General features: G+C 74.6%; 17 protein-coding genes. 5 read left to right on the top strand and 12 right to left on the bottom strand.

The features are described 5' to 3' along the window. The first annotated feature begins 24 nt into the window (after positions 1 to 24). Complete coding sequence (locus MODMU_RS04085; protein ID WP_014738907.1) at positions 25 to 669, top strand: phosphoribosyltransferase; 645 nt, start codon at positions 25 to 27, stop codon at positions 667 to 669. A 7-nt stretch (positions 670 to 676) separates the two neighbouring features. On the opposite strand, the gene MODMU_RS04080 is transcribed toward MODMU_RS04085, so the two are convergent. Continuing rightward, a complete protein-coding gene (locus tag MODMU_RS04080; protein WP_014738906.1) occupies positions 677 to 1,501 on the bottom strand; it encodes a thioesterase family protein in 825 nt (274 codons plus the stop codon). Between the two features lie 27 nt (positions 1,502 to 1,528). On the opposite strand from MODMU_RS04080, the gene MODMU_RS04075 reads away from it, so the two are divergent. Then, positions 1,529 to 2,497, top strand: a complete 969-nt coding sequence (locus MODMU_RS04075) for an aldo/keto reductase (protein WP_014738905.1) — start codon at positions 1,529 to 1,531, stop codon at positions 2,495 to 2,497. A gap of 7 nt (positions 2,498 to 2,504) precedes the next feature. Here the strand turns inward: MODMU_RS04075 and MODMU_RS29300 are convergent, their stop codons facing one another. The 6 genes from MODMU_RS29300 to MODMU_RS04045 form a co-directional block, all read right to left on the bottom strand. Beyond that, positions 2,505 to 2,702, bottom strand: coding sequence for a 2'-5' RNA ligase family protein (locus MODMU_RS29300; RefSeq protein ID WP_014738904.1), 198 nt, complete (start codon positions 2,700 to 2,702; stop codon positions 2,505 to 2,507). Then, positions 2,672 to 3,016 (bottom strand): 2'-5' RNA ligase family protein, encoded by a 345-nt coding sequence (locus tag MODMU_RS29295; protein ID WP_014738903.1) that lies wholly within the window; start codon positions 3,014 to 3,016, stop codon positions 2,672 to 2,674. The genes MODMU_RS29300 and MODMU_RS29295 overlap by 31 nt, the downstream gene beginning before the upstream one ends. Positions 3,017 to 3,066: 50 nt before the next feature. Then, entirely contained in the window at positions 3,067 to 3,615 is a 549-nt protein-coding gene (locus MODMU_RS26720) for a hypothetical protein (protein WP_014738902.1), read from the bottom strand. A 58-nt stretch (positions 3,616 to 3,673) separates the two neighbouring features. Continuing rightward, positions 3,674 to 5,026: an MFS transporter gene (locus MODMU_RS04055; RefSeq protein WP_014738901.1), complete on the bottom strand. Its 1,353-nt coding sequence runs from the start codon at positions 5,024 to 5,026 to the stop codon at positions 3,674 to 3,676. Between the two features lie 38 nt (positions 5,027 to 5,064). Further along, positions 5,065 to 5,499, bottom strand: a complete 435-nt coding sequence (locus MODMU_RS04050; protein ID WP_014738900.1) for a MarR family winged helix-turn-helix transcriptional regulator — start codon at positions 5,497 to 5,499, stop codon at positions 5,065 to 5,067. A 105-nt stretch (positions 5,500 to 5,604) separates the two neighbouring features. Next, entirely contained in the window at positions 5,605 to 7,155 is a 1,551-nt protein-coding gene (locus MODMU_RS04045; protein WP_014738899.1) for an NCS2 family permease, read from the bottom strand. Between the two features lie 163 nt (positions 7,156 to 7,318). Between MODMU_RS04045 and MODMU_RS29290 the strand changes: the two genes are divergently transcribed. Continuing rightward, positions 7,319 to 7,549: a DUF2530 domain-containing protein gene (locus MODMU_RS29290; RefSeq protein ID WP_014738898.1), complete on the top strand. Its 231-nt coding sequence runs from the start codon at positions 7,319 to 7,321 to the stop codon at positions 7,547 to 7,549. On the opposite strand, the gene MODMU_RS04035 is transcribed toward MODMU_RS29290, so the two are convergent. Further along, a complete protein-coding gene (locus MODMU_RS04035; protein WP_014738897.1) occupies positions 7,497 to 8,084 on the bottom strand; it encodes a GNAT family N-acetyltransferase in 588 nt (195 codons plus the stop codon). The genes MODMU_RS29290 and MODMU_RS04035 overlap by 53 nt on opposite strands. 4 nt (positions 8,085 to 8,088) lie before the next feature. Beyond that, on the bottom strand, positions 8,089 to 8,898 hold the full coding sequence (locus MODMU_RS04030) for a DUF3027 domain-containing protein (protein ID WP_014738896.1): 810 nt from the start codon (positions 8,896 to 8,898) through the stop codon (positions 8,089 to 8,091). 95 nt (positions 8,899 to 8,993) lie between these two features. Between MODMU_RS04030 and MODMU_RS04025 the strand changes: the two genes are divergently transcribed. Together MODMU_RS04025 and MODMU_RS04020 are read left to right on the top strand one after the other, a co-directional pair. Then, positions 8,994 to 10,514 (top strand): MFS transporter, encoded by a 1,521-nt coding sequence (locus MODMU_RS04025; protein WP_231851762.1) that lies wholly within the window; start codon positions 8,994 to 8,996, stop codon positions 10,512 to 10,514. Continuing rightward, positions 10,511 to 11,044, top strand: coding sequence for a DUF2771 family protein (locus MODMU_RS04020; RefSeq protein ID WP_231851761.1), 534 nt, complete (start codon positions 10,511 to 10,513; stop codon positions 11,042 to 11,044). The genes MODMU_RS04025 and MODMU_RS04020 overlap by 4 nt, the downstream gene beginning before the upstream one ends. Positions 11,045 to 11,049: 5 nt before the next feature. On the opposite strand, the gene MODMU_RS30275 is transcribed toward MODMU_RS04020, so the two are convergent. The 3 genes from MODMU_RS30275 to MODMU_RS04005 all read right to left on the bottom strand — a co-directional run bounded on the left by MODMU_RS30275 (position 11,050) and on the right by MODMU_RS04005 (position 14,512). Beyond that, positions 11,050 to 11,433, bottom strand: a complete 384-nt coding sequence (locus MODMU_RS30275; protein WP_014738893.1) for a cold-shock protein — start codon at positions 11,431 to 11,433, stop codon at positions 11,050 to 11,052. A 135-nt stretch (positions 11,434 to 11,568) separates the two neighbouring features. Continuing rightward, positions 11,569 to 12,729 (bottom strand): DDE-type integrase/transposase/recombinase, encoded by a 1,161-nt coding sequence (locus MODMU_RS04010; RefSeq protein WP_014738892.1) that lies wholly within the window; start codon positions 12,727 to 12,729, stop codon positions 11,569 to 11,571. A 127-nt stretch (positions 12,730 to 12,856) separates the two neighbouring features. Continuing rightward, the gene (locus tag MODMU_RS04005; RefSeq protein ID WP_014738891.1) at positions 12,857 to 14,512 is read right to left on the bottom strand and encodes an AMP-binding protein; all 1,656 of its coding nucleotides are present in this window, start codon (positions 14,510 to 14,512) and stop codon (positions 12,857 to 12,859) included. Between the last annotated feature and the right edge of the window lie 3 nt (positions 14,513 to 14,515).

Raw genomic sequence — 14,515 nt, 5'->3', positions numbered from 1 at the left:
GCGGGGTGCTGGGAGGCTGACCGGGTGGCCTCGTTCCGCGACCGCAGCGACGCAGGACACCGGCTGGTCGGGCCCACCGCGGCGGTGCTCCCGGCCGGGTGGCCGGTCACCGTGGTCGGCCTCCCCCGCGGCGGCGTCCTGGTCGGCGCCGCCCTGGTGGAGGGCCTGCGCGCCCTGGGCCGGACGGCGCGGCTGGACCTCGTCGTGGTCACCAAGGTGCTCTCCCCGGACTTCCCGGAGCTGGCGCTCGGGGCGGTGACCGAGCACGCCGCCGTGCGCAGCGCGGCGGCGTGCCGGCTCGCCGGGGTCGACGACGACCGGTACGCCGAGCTCACCGCCGACGCCCGCCGCCGGCTCGGGGAGCGGGCGGCTGCGCTGCCCGAACCGGTCACGCCCCCGGACGGCGCGGTGCTGCTGGTCGACGACGGGCTGGCCACCGGTTCGACGGTCGAGGTGGCGGTCGCCGAGCTGCGCACCGAGGTCCCGGACTGGTTGGGCCTGGCCGTGCCGGTGGCCGACGCGACCGCCTGGCAGCGGGTGCGGTCGCTGGTCGACGGCGGTGTCGTGCTGCTGCAGCGCACCCCGATGCGCGCGGTCAGCGTCGACTACGCCGACTTCACCCAGCTGCACGACGACGTCGTCCGCGCCGCGCTGGCCCGGTGGGCCTGACCCGCGGTCAGCGGCGGCGGGGCGAGCGGGCGAGCTGCCGGCTCTGCGCGACCAGCCGGCCGGTGGAGTCCCAGATCCGGTAGTCCTCGTCCAGCCAGCCGCCGGCGATCTCGCTGGACCGGGCCTCCACCAGGCACCAGCCCGGCGCGGGCAGCGCCCGGACCAGCACCTGCAGCTGCACGGTGGGCGCCCAGCCCAGGTCGCCGAGCGCGAAGCTGGTCGGCGGGAGCGCGTCGGCGAAGGTCAGCAGCGCCAGCGGGTCGGGCTCCCGGCCGTCGGTGAAGCGCATCCACGCTCGCAGCCGCGGCTCCCGGGAGGGCCGGCCGAACGCCCAGCCGGCGGTGGCGGGGTCCAGCCGGGTGTCCACCCGCAGCGACAGCCCGGGCACCGGCACGCCGGGCGGGGCGAGGTCGCGGTGCTCGGCGATCGACACGCACTCCTCGACCGGCGGGGCGTCCGGGGTGGGCTCGGACCACTGCGGGGCGTCGGTGCCCAGCGTCGCCGTCGTCACGGTGACGGTCAGGGCCGGCCCAGCGGCGTCGGCGAGGGTGACCAGCGAGTGCGCGAGGGTGCGGCCGGCCGCACCGGGGACGACGGTCAGCGTGGCCGGACCGGCGGCCGGGGCGCGGAGGTAGCTGGCCGACACCGCCACCGGGTGCGGGTGCGGGCTCTCCAGCAGCGCGGCGCGGCCGACCACGGAGAGCAGGTAGCCGCCGTTGAGGATGCCGCCGCCGACGTCCCAGCCCGGGTCGAGCTCGGCGACCAGCCCACCGGCCTCGGTCCGGGTGACGGCGGTGGCGCGGTCGAAGGCGGGGAGGTCGGTCTGCGGCACGACGGACAGGGTGCCAGGGTCGGGCGCATGGACCAGACCCACCTCGGCCGCAGCGGCCTCTCCGTCTCCCGGCTGTGCCTGGGCACGATGAACTTCGGCTGGAAGACCGCCGAGGAGGACAGCCACGCGATCATGGACCGGGCGCACACCGAGGGCGTCAACTTCTTCGACACCGCCAACGTCTACGGCTTCGACGCCGGCAAGGGCCGCACCGAGGAGGTGCTCGGCAGCTGGTTCGCCCAGGGCGGCGGCCGCCGGGACCGCACCGTGCTGGCGACCAAGGTCTACGGCGGCATGTCCGACTGGCCGAACGACACGTTCCTGTCCGCCCGCAACATCGTCCGGGCCTGCGACGCCTCGCTGGGCCGGCTGCAGACCGACTGGATCGACCTCTACCAGTTCCACCACGTCGACCTCGAGACGCCGTGGGACGAGATCTGGCAGGCCTGCGAGACGCTGGTCGCCCAGGGCAAGGTGCTCTACGTCGGCTCCTCCAACCACGCCGGCTGGCAGCTGGCCGCCGGCACCGAGGCGGCCCGGGCCCGGCACTTCACCGGCCTGGTCAGCGAGCAGTCCGTCTACAACCTGCTGGTCCGCGACATCGAGCAGGAGGTCATCCCCGCCGCACAGCACTACGGCATCGGGATCATCCCGTGGAGCCCGCTGCAGGGCGGGCTGCTGGCGGGCGCGCTGGCGAAGGGCGACGGCGCCCGGCGCAGCGACGCCCGCACCCAGCAGCGGCTGGAGGAGGTGCGCCCGCAGCTGCAGCGCTACGAGGACCTGTGCGCGGGGTGGGGGCTGGCGCCGGCCGACGTCGGCATCGCCTGGCTGCTGGGCCGGCCCGGGGTGACCGCGCCGATCATCGGCCCGCGGACGGTGGAGCAGTTCGAGGGCTCCCTGGCGGCCGTCGGCGTGACGCTGACCGGTGAGCAGCTGGCCGCCCTCGACGAGGTGTTCCCGGGGAAGCGGCCCGCGCCGATGCAGTACGCCTGGTGACCGGCCGTCAGGGCGCGATCGGCCAGGCGGCGACGCGCTCGTAGCTCGGGTCGGGGCCGAGGTGGCTGCGCCACAGCACCACCTCCGGCACCGGCCACACCGGCCCGGCGTAGCCGGCCAGCCGGTCGGGCAGGGTGGGGTCCGCCGGCCGGCCGGGCCGCCAGCGCCCCAGGGTCAGGTGCGCCCGGAACGGCCGGTCCTCCACCGGCAGCCCGAGCGCCCGGCCGCCGCGGTCAGCCGGCCGGCCAGCCCGGTGAGCCCGGCGACGTCCCCGGTGAGGCCCGCCCAGCAGACCGCCGGCCGGCGGGACGAGCCGAACCGGCCCGCACCGGCCAGCTGCAGCACCAGCGGCGGTGTGCCCGCCACCGCCGAGGCGACCGCGGTGGTCAGCGGACCCAGCAGGTGCGCCGGGACGTCGCCCAGGAACAGCAGCGTGAGGTGCCAGCGCGACGGCGGGGTCCACCGCGGTGCGCCCGGGGCGGCGCGCAGCGGCTGCAGGGCGCGGTCGAGGTCGGCCACCGCGGCGGGCGACGGGTCGACGGCGAGGAAGAGCCGGCCGGCCGACTCGGTCAGCCGGCCACCACCAGCCCGGCGGCCTCCAGCGAGGCGATGAGCCGCAGCCGCTCCAGCTCCCGGTTGGCCGGTGCGGCGGAGGTCAGCTCGTGCGGCACCTCGAGCAGCTCGGCCGCCTCGATCAGCACGTCGTCGTAGGCGGCCAGCAGCCCGCGGCGCCGGGCCATCGGCATCCCGCCGGGCACCATCGACAGCTCGCGGGTCAGCCGCCGCACGTCGGCGGCGACCAGTTGCAGCGGACGACGTGGCCGCGGGGCCGGCGCCGGGGCGGGGCGCGCACCGGGCACCCGGCGGCCCACCGGGTGGTGCCCGGCAGCCGCCGGACGACGGTCCGCAGGCCCGGCCGGCCGGGGTGCCGGACCGACCGCGGGCGGCGGTTCCTCGCGCAGCCGACGACGGGCCAGCCGGTTCAGCTGCAGCTCACCGGTCACCCAGCGCAGCAGCAGCGCGACGAGTGCGGCCGTGGCGGCGAAGAGCGCGACGAGACCGCCGAGGCGCAACAACGACGTCCCGACGTCCGCAGAGGCCGACCCTGCTGAGGGCACGTGTCTGACGTTACGTCTGCGGACGGCTGGTGACAACGTGGACGCTCAGTGCGACCGCTCAACGCACTGGATCGCGCGCGACCTGTTCTCCCGGGACCTCGCCGTCGGCCTGCTCCGCGATGGCGGCGACCCGGTTCGGCACCGGGTCGCCGGCCGGTGCGGCGGCCACGTGCAGCTGCGCGCTGGGCGGGACGACGTGCAGCTCCAGGCGCACCCGGCGGCCCCGGGCGAGGAGCGCGCCGGCGACGACGGCCGCCGCGACGACCACCAGGCCACCGGCGATGAACCCCCACCGGGCGCCCAGGTGCTCGGAGACCCAGCCGATCAGCGGGGCGCCCACCGGGGTGCCGCCCATGAAGCACATGAAGTACAGCGCCAGGATCCGCCCGCGCATCTGCGGGTCGACGCCGAGCTGGACGAAGCTGTTGCAGGCGACGCTGAACACCAGCGCGGCGGCCCCGGTGGGCACCAGCAGCACGGCGAACGACGTCTGGGTCGGCATCAGCCCCGCGATCACCAGCAGCACGCCGAAGGCGCCGGAGGAGACGACCAGGAACCGCTGCAGCGGCCGGGTGCTGCGCCGGGTGGACAGCAGCGCGCCGGACAGCGAGCCGACGGCGTAGGCGGTGGACATGAAGCCGAAGGCGGTGGCGCCGAGCCCGAACTCCTCCCGCGCCATCAGCGCGATGGTGATCTGGGTGTTGAACCCGAAGGTCCCGGCCACGAAGGCCAGCGACATGGCCAGGACCAGGTCGGGGTGCCGCCGGGTGTAGCCCAGCGCCTCCCGCAGCTGGCCGCGGGACCGGGAGGCCGGCGGGCTGGGCCGCAGCTCGCTGCCGCGCATGGCCAGCAGCGCCGCGATGGTCACCGCGAAGCTGGCGGCGTTGACCAGGAACGCCGGGGCCGTGTCCCCACCGGCGAGGCCGATGACCGAGCCCGCGACGGCCGGCCCGACGAGCCGGGCGCCGTTGAAGACCGTGGAGTTCAGGCTCACCGCGTTGGCCAGCCGGTCGGGGCCGACCATCTCCGAGACGAAGGACTGCCGCACCGGCATGTCCAGCGAGGACACCACCCCGAGGGCTGCGGCCAGCACGTAGACGTGCCACAGCGCGATCCCGTCGGTGGCCACCAGCAGGCCGAGCCCGAGTGCCAGGGCACCCATCACCGCCTGGGTGACGACCAGGACCCGGCGCTTGGAGTGGCGGTCGGCCAGGACGCCGCCGTAGAAGCTGAACAGCAGGGTGGGGGCGAACTGCAGCGCGGTGGTGATGCCCAGGGCGACGCCGCTGCCGCCGGACAGCTGCAGCACCAGCCAGTCCTGGCCGATGCGCTGCATCCAGGTGCCGGTCAGGCTGACCAGGTTGGCCGAGGCGTAGAGCCGGAAGTTGCGGACGCGGAGGGCGGCGAACATCGCCGTCCTCCGCCGTGCTCCTGAGTCAGGCGTCTGCGTCACCCACTGGCGAGCTTGTCCATGATCACCGCGGCCTCGCGCAGGACGGCGCGCTCCTCGGCGGTCAGGTCGTGGAGCTGACCGGACAGCCACGCCTCGCGGGCCCGGACCTCCTCGGTCAGCAGGTCCTCCGCGGCCGGGGTGAGGTCGATGACCACCTGCCGGCCGTCGGTGGGGTGCGGCGTGCGGGTGACCAGCCCGCGGGACTCGAGCGCCACGACGACCCGGGTCATCGACGGGGGCTGGACCCGCTCGTGGGTGGCCAGCTCCCCCGGGCTCATCGGGCCGTGCCGCTTGAGCGTGGACAGCGCGGCCAGGTGGGTGAGGGTCACCGAGGTGTCCACCCGCTGGTTGCGCAGCCGCCGGCTGAACCGCATGACGGCCAGCCGCAGGTCATGGGCCAGCGCCGCGGTGTCCAGCGTCGTCCGAGCCACGTGCCCCACCTTAGCCTGAATAGGAAGCCTGTCTAACGATCCGCCGGCCCGCCTTCAGGGGCCCGCCCCGAGCTCGCGAGGGGTGGGGGGAAGGCGGGTCCTTCTTCACAGGAGCTGCTGGATCGGGTCCAGGGCGAAGTAGACGACGAAGACCGCGGCGACGACCCACATCAGCGGGTGCACCTCGCGGCCGCGGCCGGTGGCCACCCGCAGGACGACGTAGCTGACCACCCCGGCACCGATGCCGTTGGTGATCGAGTAGGTGAACGGCATCAGCGCGATGGTCAGGAAGGCCGGGATGACCAGGGACATGTCGCCCCACTCGAGGTCCCGGATCTGGCTGATCATCATCGCGCCGACGATGACCAGCACCGGCGCCGCGGCCTCGGAGGGCACGACCTGCACCAGCGGGGTGAAGAACGTGGCGACCAGGAACAGCGCGCCGGTCACGACGCTGGCCAGGCCGGTGCGGGCGCCGTCGCCGACGCCGGCCGCGCTCTCGATGTAGGTCGTGTTCGACGAGACGCTCGCCGCGCCACCGGCCGCCGCGGCCAGCGAGTCGACCAGCAGCACCGGCTGGGACCTGGGCAGGTTGCGGTCCTCGTCGAGCAGGTCGCCCTCGGCGCCGACGGCGGTGATGGTGCCGACGGTGTCGAAGAAGTCGGCGATCATGATCGAGAAGACGATCAGCACGGCGGCGAGGACGCCGATCCGGTCGAAGCCGCCGAACAGCGAGAAGTTGCCGATGATCGACAGGTCCGGGACGTCGAAGACCTGACCCGGCCAGGTCGGCACCTGCAGCGCCCAGCCGTGGGTGTTGGCCACCGCGCCGTCGGCACCGGTGCGCGGGCCGATGTCGGCGATCGCCTCCACCACGATGGCGAACAGCGTGGTGGCGACGATCCCGATGAGCAGCGCGCCCTTGACCCGGCGGACGACGAGCACGCTGGTGAGCAGCAGGCCGACGACGAAGGTGAGCATCGGCCAGCCGGCCAGCGAGCCGTTCACGCCGAAGCTGATCAGCGGGTTGCCCGGCCGGACGATGCCGGCGTCGGCGAGCCCGATGATGGTGAGGAAGAAGCCGATGCCCACCGCGATCGCCGTCTTCAGCTGCGCCGGGATGGCGGTGAACACGGCGCGGCGGAAGCCGGTGAGCACCAGCACGGTGATCAGCAGGCCCTCGAGCACGACCAGGCCCATGATCTCGGGCCAGGTGAGCTGGGTGGCGGCGTAGACGCCGACGATCGCGTTGATGCCCAGGCCGGTGGCCAGCGCCAGCGGGTACCGGCCGACGATGCCCATCGCAAGGGTCAACACCCCGGCGACCAGCGCGGTCACCGCGGCGACGGAGGCGAAGGGCAGGGTCGCGCCGGTGATGTCCGCCCCGGACAGGATGATCGGGTTGAGCACCACGATGTAGGCCATCGTGAAGAAGGTGGTCAGCCCGCCACGGAGCTCGCGGCCGAACGAGGAGCGCCGCTCGGTGACCTCGAAGTACCGGTCCACGCCGTTCTTCGGGCGCACCTTCGGGCCGGGGCTGCGGCGCGGTGCGGTGGTCCCGGTCGCCGTCCCCTGCGGGGTCGCTGCCGGCGCCCCCACCGCGGTGCTGCCGGTGCCCTTGCCGGGCGTGCGGGCGGGACGGGACTTGTCGGGCATGGGGGGACCCCTCGGGACGGCGACCGACGCGGGTCCGGCGGGTCGGCTTCCCGGCGGGCCGCCCGGTGCGGGTGGCAGAGAGCGGCGACAGCGTGCCACACCGCGCCGCGGCGCACGGCGTACCGGCGTCCCGACCTGGCCCGCAGCCGCCTATCGTCGCCCCGTGCCCACCCGCCCCTCTCCCCCGCCGCTGCAGGTCGACACCGCCCGCGTGGTGCACGTCGGCATGGCGCTGTGGGCGGGCGCGCTCGTGGTGCTGCTGGTCCTCGGCGACCGGGTGGACCGGGTGTGGACCTGGACCTGCGTGGCCGCGCTCGTGCTGGCGGTGCTCGGGCTGGCCCTCATGCGCTGGCAGGGCCAGGGCCGCCGGGAGCGGCCCACTCCTCGCGGGTGACCGCGTACTCGACCTCGCCGAGCTCGCTGCCGGGCAGCGGGTCGTCGAGGTCGAGGGAGAAGGTCCGCACGTGGGTCATCCCGAGCGCGGCCATCGTGGCGCGGGAGGCGGTGTTCACCGCCATGGTCTCGGCGAACACCCGCCGCAGGCCGAGGTCGGCGAAGCCGTGCCGGAGCAGCTCGCGCGCCCCCTCGGTGGCCAGCCCCCGGCGCCAGTGCCGGCGCAGCAGCCGGTAGCCCAGCTCGGCCTGGCCGGCGACCGGCCCCTGGTCGGGCCGCTCGGGCGGCTCCAGGATCCACCAGCCGACGAACTCCGCATCGTCGAACCCGGCCCAGAACCCGAGCCCGGGCACCCGCGCGGCCGCGGCCAGCCGCGCGCGGTGCCTGGACTCGACCTCCGCGCGGGTGCTCGCCCGGCCGGTCAGGTACCGCATGACCTCGGGGTCGGAGTCGAGCGCGACCTCGGCCTCGAGGTGCTCCTCGGCGAGCGGCACCAGCCGCAGCCGGGCCGTCCGGAGCACCGCCTGCGCGCCCACCGGGTCAGAGGACGTCGAAGTCCGCGGTGTCGTAGCGGGCGGTGAGCTGCACCTCGGCCGGCTCGCCGTCGGAGGGCTCGAGCGTCGCCTGGCTGTGCGCGCCGCAGCCGTAGTCGGCGGTCACCACGTGGCCGTCGGCCGGGGAGTAGCCGTTCGCGCAGGCGCCCAGCGACATCCGCAGCGAGCCGGCCAGCGGCAGGAAGAACCCGCAGGTGGCGCAGGGGCCGGGGGCGTGCCGGGCCATCGCCGAGCGGGGCCCGAAGTCGCCGTCCCGCCAGCGCTCGGCGGCCTCGATCCGGCCCAGCGGCGAGAGCACCCGCTCGCGGCCGATGCCGATCTCCTCGGCGACCACCCGGCCGGCCGGGTCGTCGGCGGAGTCGTCGTCGGCGAGGTAGCTGGGCACCAGGCGGTGGTCGTCCTCGGTGGCGGGGAGCACGTCGCCGACCGACAGGTCACCGGGCCGCAGCCGCTCGTGCCAGGGCACCCAGGCCGGCGCGAGCAGCGCGGCGTCCCCGGGCAGCAGGACCACCTCGTCGAGGGTGATCTCGTCCTCACCGGGCACCCGGGCCAGCGTCACGGCCCAGTGCCAGCCGCGGTAGCCGGCCAGGGTCGCGGCGAAGGAGTGGGTGACGACGACGCCCAGCGCCGGGTCGGCGTCGTCGGCCAGCACCTCGGCGGTCACGCCCCGGTGGTCGCCGACGACGGCCGGGTCCCCGGCCACCTCGACGGCGGCCGTGCGGGCCAGTTCGACCGCGGCGGCCAGCACCTCGTCCGGGGCGGAGCCATGGGCGGCGGGGAACGCAGAGTCGGACACGCCCCCATTGTCGCGGATGCCGCCAAGCGCGCACCCGCCCCGCCCCGGGACGCGCGGCGCACCGCGTCCTCAGGCGGCTGCGGCACCATGGTCCCGTGCCCGACACCCCTGCTCCGCGCGCCCGGCGGCGGCTGCGCGCCGGCCGGGCACCGGAGCCCGGGGTGGAGACGCACCCGCTCGGCATCCCGCGGCAGCAGACCCGGCCGCTGCCGGTCGTCGGCGCCGGGCCGGTCGAGGACACCCGGCCGGGGGCACCGGCCGCGGCGCCGTGGGAGCCGGCGGCCGGGCCGCGGAAGCCGACCGTCACCCGGGTGGCCGCGGCCCGCACCCGCGAGCTCAGCGGCGCCACCGTCCGCCGGGTGCGCGCCTACGGCCGGGCCGACGGTGCCGGTGAGACCGGGCTGGCCGGGTTGTTCTGGGTGAACGCCCTGCACGTGGCCGGCGACGCGATGATCGCCGTCTCGCTGGCCGGCACGCTGTTCTTCGCCGCCGCCTCGGACGCGCAGCGCGGCAACGTCGCGCTCTACCTGCTGGTCACCATGGCGCCGTTCGCGCTGGTGGCCCCGGTCATCGGCCCGGCGCTGGACCGGCTGCAGCGCGGCCGCCGCTGGGCGCTGGCCGGCAGCCTGCTCGGCCGCGCCCTGCTGGCCGTGTTCATGGCCGTCCACCACGACGACCTGGGGCTGTACCCGGCGGCGCTGGGCGTGCTGGTGCTGAGCAAGGCGTTCAACGTGCTGCGGGCCGCCGTCGTCCCCCGGGTGCTGCCCGCGGCGATGTCGCTGACCTCGGCCAACGCCCGGATGTCGGTCCTCGGCCTGGCCGCCGGCGGGGTGTTCGGCGCCCTCGGGGCGGGCACCGCCTCGCTGCTCGGGTTCGGCTGGGAGCTGGGCGCGACCGCGGCGGTGTTCGCCGTCGCCGCCGTCCTCGCGCTCCGGCTGCCCCCGCACGTCGACGTCCCCGGCGAGGAGGAGGACCCGGCCGACGTGCTGCGCACCACGCCGATGGCGGTGCCCGGCAGCCGCCGCCGGGCCACCACGCCGCACGTGGTCACCGCGCTGCGGGCCACCGCGGCGCTGCGCGGGCTCAGCGGCTTCCTCACCATCTTCTCGGCGTTCCTCGTGCAGGCCACCGTGTCCAGCGGCTGGGAGGCCACGGTCGCCCTCGGCGGCATCGCCGTCGCGGCGGGCGTCGGCAGCTTCGTGGGCACCGGCATCGGCGCCCGGCTGCAGACGGCGAGCCCGGACCGGGTGGTGCTGGCCGCGGCCGGCGCGGCGGCGGCGATCACCGTGCTGGCCGCCTTCTTCTTCAGCCTGCCGATGGCCGCCCTGGTGGCCGGGGTCGCGGCGGTCACCAACGCGCTGGGCAAGGCCGCGCTCGACGCGATCATCCAGCGCGAGGTGCCCGACAGCCTGCGGGCGTCGGCGTTCGCCCGCTCGGAGACCTGGCTGCAGCTGGCCTGGGTGCTCGGCGGCGCGCTCGGCGTCGCGCTGCCGACCACCGGCTGGCTCGGTTTCACCGTCGCCGCGGCGCTGCTCGTGCTCGCCGTCGGCCTCACCCTCTGGAGCCTGCGCACCCGCCGGGCCCGCCGCACCACCGATCGGGAGGCCTGGACGTGACCTCGGCAGGACGGACGTCGACCGGGGTGGCCCTGCTCGCCGGGCTGGGGCTGCTGGCCGGCTGCGGGAGCTCCGCGGCCGACGACAGCGGGGCGAGCAGCAGCGGGACCACCGCGCCCACCGTCACCGTGCAGGCCGGCGGGGACGAGATCCCGGTCGACCCCACGCAGTACTGCCTGGACGGCGACGGCCAGCGCTACGCCAGCACGCCGCCGATCGTCGAGGTCACCCCGGACACCACGATCTCGCTGACCGTCTCCGACGCGGTGGCGGAGGCCGGCTGGAGCGTGCAGGTCTTCGACCAGGACCTGCAGGAGCTGATCGGGGAGGTCGACGTGCCCGCCGGCGAGGCGGAGTTCCGCGAGATCAGCACCTCCGACGTGGCGCCGCCGACCTTCTACCTGGTGGTCGTGGAGGACTCCGACCCCGAGGCGTGCAGCGGCCTGTCCGGGGCCTGGCCGGTGGGCTTCATCCGCACCGAGGCCGGCAGCCTGCCGACCGCCAGCCCGTCGGGGTCACCGGCCGGCTGACCGGCTCAGCCCTCCAGGTCGCCGGCGACCGCGCGGAGGACAGCGGCGACCTTGCGCGCCGTCGGCTTGTCCGGGTGCCGGCCGTGCCGCAGCCCCTCGGACACGCCGTCCAGCAGCTGGATGACGTCCTCGATGATCGGCACCAGGTCGTCGGGCTTCCTGCGGGTCGCGGCCACCACCGACGGCAGCGGGTCGAGCACCTGGACCTGCAGCGCCTGGTCACCCCGGCGGCCGGCGACGATGCCGAACTCGACCCGCTGGCCGGGCCTGAGCTCCGTCGTCCCGGCGGGCAACGCGTCCTTGTGCACGTACACGTCCGGGCCGCCCTCGTGGGCGAGGAAGCCGAAGCCCTTCTCCGCGTTGAACCACTTCACCTTGCCGCTGGGCACGTCGATCCCTCGGTCCGTCGATCCTGGTCCGCCCGAGGTTAACCGCCCTGGTGGAGTCCCAGCGCACCACTTTCCGAGTGTTCTGTCTCCGGACATGTGTCGCACTGATGTCTCAGGACATCTGTCGCAGATGGGCTATGCCGCTGTGAGTGTGGCGTAGCGCTTGGTCGGGTCCAGGGTCAGCTGGCCGATCAGCTGGCCGCCCAGGGCGTGGAAGCTGACGTGGCTGCCGTTGACCAGGGCGGTGATCTCGGTGCCGCCGTGGCGGGCGCCCAGGCGGATCAGGTGAGCGCCGAGGGTGACCGTGCCGTGCGGGATGACGGTGAGCCGGTGAACGGTGGCGTCGGTCTGCAGCGGTAGCTGCGCCGGCCCGCCGTGCACCGGCGCACTCCTCCAGGCCTGCTGCGGGGTGGTGGCGACCGCGGAGTGCCGGCGGCGGGTGTTGTAGTGGGCGCGGACGGTGTCCAGCCGGGTCTGCAGCTCCGCCGCTGAGGCGGCGGGGCCGGTGAAGAAGTGGCCGAGCAGCTTGTCCGCGGTCTGGTGCAGCCGCTCGCACTTGCCCAGCGTCTGGGGGTGGTAGGGGCTGGAGTGGATCAACCGGGATCCGGCGGCGATGACGGTGGCGGCGAACCGGCCCGGCCGGGTCAGGTTGGCCTGCCCGATCCGGCCGGTGAACGCCGAGCCGTTGTCGGCCAGCACCAGCCCGGGTGCACCGAACTCGGTGATCGCGCCGGTCAGCGCGGTGATCGCGGCCGCGGTGGTCTCAGCGCGGGCGACGTGGGAGGCCACCCAGAGCCGGGAGCAGTCATCGATGATGTCGATGGCCACCACCACGCTGCCATCGGCGAGGGTGTGCTCGGTGCCATCGATCTGGAAGCAGTCCCGCGGCCGGGCGTAGGCGAACCGCCGCCAGGACGACTTCGGCCGCTTGGCCGGGTTGCGCGCCAGGAGGTCCTGGCGGCCCAGTACGCGGTTGATCGTGGCCCGCGCCGGCACCGCCGCCCCGGTCGGCCACCCCGGCAGCGCAACCGCCGCGACCAGGGCGGCGTGGATGTTGTCCGCCCCGTTGTCGGGCTTGAGTTCCTCGCGCAGCGCCACGATCCGGGTGACCAGCCATTCCGGTGTGCCCGCCGGTGAGCTCAGCGGCCGCCGAGAACGCTCACTCCACGCGCCCTCGGCGACCACCCGCGCCCGATGCCGGTAGAACGTCCGCTCGTTCACACCGTTGAGCCGACACCACTCGGCGACGTTCTCGATCGGCATCCCGACCTGCAACGTCGCATCCAGCAGCTTCATGACTGCCGCTCGCTTCCCCACACCACCTCAACGGCAGCGTGATGATCAAGCGACAGATGTCATGAGACTCCTGGACTGACACATGTCCTGAGACTGAACACACCACTTTCCGAGCGCTGGGACTCCGTCAGGCGTTGCGGACGGCGGCGGCTGCCTCCAGGCCCAGCTCGGTGACCGACACCTCGCGCATCTCGACCTTGCGGACCTTGCCGGTGACGGTCATCGGGAAGCCGTCGACGACCTTCACGTACCGCGGCACCTTGAAGTGGGCGAGCTTGCCGGCGCAGAACGCCCGCAGCGCCTCGGCGGTCAGCGGCTCGGCTCCCTCCCGCAGCTGCACCCAGGCCATCAGCTCCTCGCCGTACCGCTCGTCCGGGACGCCGATCACCTGCGCGTCGACGATGTCCGGGTGGGTGTAGAGGAACTCCTCCACCTCGCGCGGGTACACGTTCTCCCCGCCGCGGATCACCATGTCCTTGATCCGGCCGACGATGTTGAGGTAGCCCGCCTCGTCCATCACCGCGAGGTCGCCGGTGTGCATCCAGCGGGCGGCGTCGAGCACCTCGGCGGTCTTCTCCGGCTCGTCCCAGTAGCCGAGCATCACCGAGTAGCCGCGGGTGCACAGCTCCCCCGGCGTCCCGCGCGGCACGGTCAGCCCGGTCTCGGGGTCGACGACCTTGGACTCCAGGTGCGGGTGGGTGCGGCCGACGGTGGAGGTGCGGCGGTCCAGGTCGTCGTCCGCGCCGGTCTGGGTGGACACCGGGGAGGTCTCGGTCATGCCGTAGCAGATGGTCACCTCGGTCATCCCCATCTCGTCGACCACCCGCTTCATCACCTCCACCGGGCACGGTGAGCCGGCCATGATCCCGGTGCGCAGGCTGGACAGGTCGTAGGAGCTGAAGCCGGGCAGCGCGAGCTCGGCGATGAACATGGTCGGGACGCCGTACAGCGACGTGCACCGCTCGTCCTGCACCGCCTGCAGGGTCGCCGCGGGGTCGAAGCCCGGGGCGGGGATGACCATCGTCGCGCCGTGCGAGGTGCAGCCGAGGTTGCCCATGCCCATGCCGAAGCAGTGGTAGTAGGGCACCGGGATGCAGACCCGGTCGGCCTCGGTGTAGCCGCAGCCCTCGCCGACGAAGAACCCGTTGTTGAGCAGGTTGTGGTGGGTGAGCGTGGCGCCCTTGGGGAAGCCGGTCGTGCCCGACGTGTACTGGATGTTGATCGGGTCGTCCGGGCTCAGCTGGGCCGCCCGCTCGGTGAGCAGGGCGCGGTCGGCGGCGCGGCCGGTGGCCAGCAGCTGCTCCCACTCCGGGTCGCCGAGGAAGACGACGGTGCGCAGCTCCGGGCAGTCCTCACGGACCTCGGCGACCATGGCCCGGTAGTCGCTGGTCTTGAACTCCGGCGCTGCGACCAGCACCGAGATCCCCGCCTGCTGCAGCACGTACTTGAGCTCGTGGGTGCGGTAGGCCGGGTTGATGTTGACCAGGACGGCGCCGAGCTTCGCCGTCCCGTACTGCACGAAGACCCACTCGGCGCAGTTGGGCGCCCAGATGCCGACCCGGTCGCCCTTGCCGACGCCCAGGGCGTCGAGCCCGAGCGCGCAGGCGTCGACGTCGGCGACCAGCTCAGGGTAGGTCCAGCGGCGGCCCGAGGCGCACTCCACCAGCGCCTCGTGGTCACCCACCCGCGCTGCCGTCCGGTCGAGGTCCGCCCCGATCGTGTCGCCGAGCAGGGGCACCGTGGAGGTGCCGCTGCTGTAGGACGGCAGCGCAGGCTGGGTCATGTT

Source organism: Modestobacter italicus (assembly GCF_000306785.1).
Classification (GTDB): Bacteria; Actinomycetota; Actinomycetes; order Mycobacteriales; family Geodermatophilaceae; genus Modestobacter; species Modestobacter italicus.
The sequence above is the reverse complement of the archived record's forward strand: the minus strand, read 5'-3'. Positions and strand labels throughout refer to the sequence as shown.

Coding starts and splice junctions, on each gene's coding strand:
- MODMU_RS04075 (WP_014738905.1), top strand. CDS start 1,529: ATGGACCAGACCCACCTCGGCCGCAGCGGCCTCTCCGTCTCCCGGCTG.
- MODMU_RS04055 (WP_014738901.1), bottom strand. CDS start 5,026: ATGTTCGCCGCCCTCCGCGTCCGCAACTTCCGGCTCTACGCCTCGGCC.
- MODMU_RS04045 (WP_014738899.1), bottom strand. CDS start 7,155: ATGCCCGACAAGTCCCGTCCCGCCCGCACGCCCGGCAAGGGCACCGGC.
- MODMU_RS04010 (WP_014738892.1), bottom strand. CDS start 12,729: ATGAAGCTGCTGGATGCGACGTTGCAGGTCGGGATGCCGATCGAGAAC.
- MODMU_RS04005 (WP_014738891.1), bottom strand. CDS start 14,512: ATGACCCAGCCTGCGCTGCCGTCCTACAGCAGCGGCACCTCCACGGTG.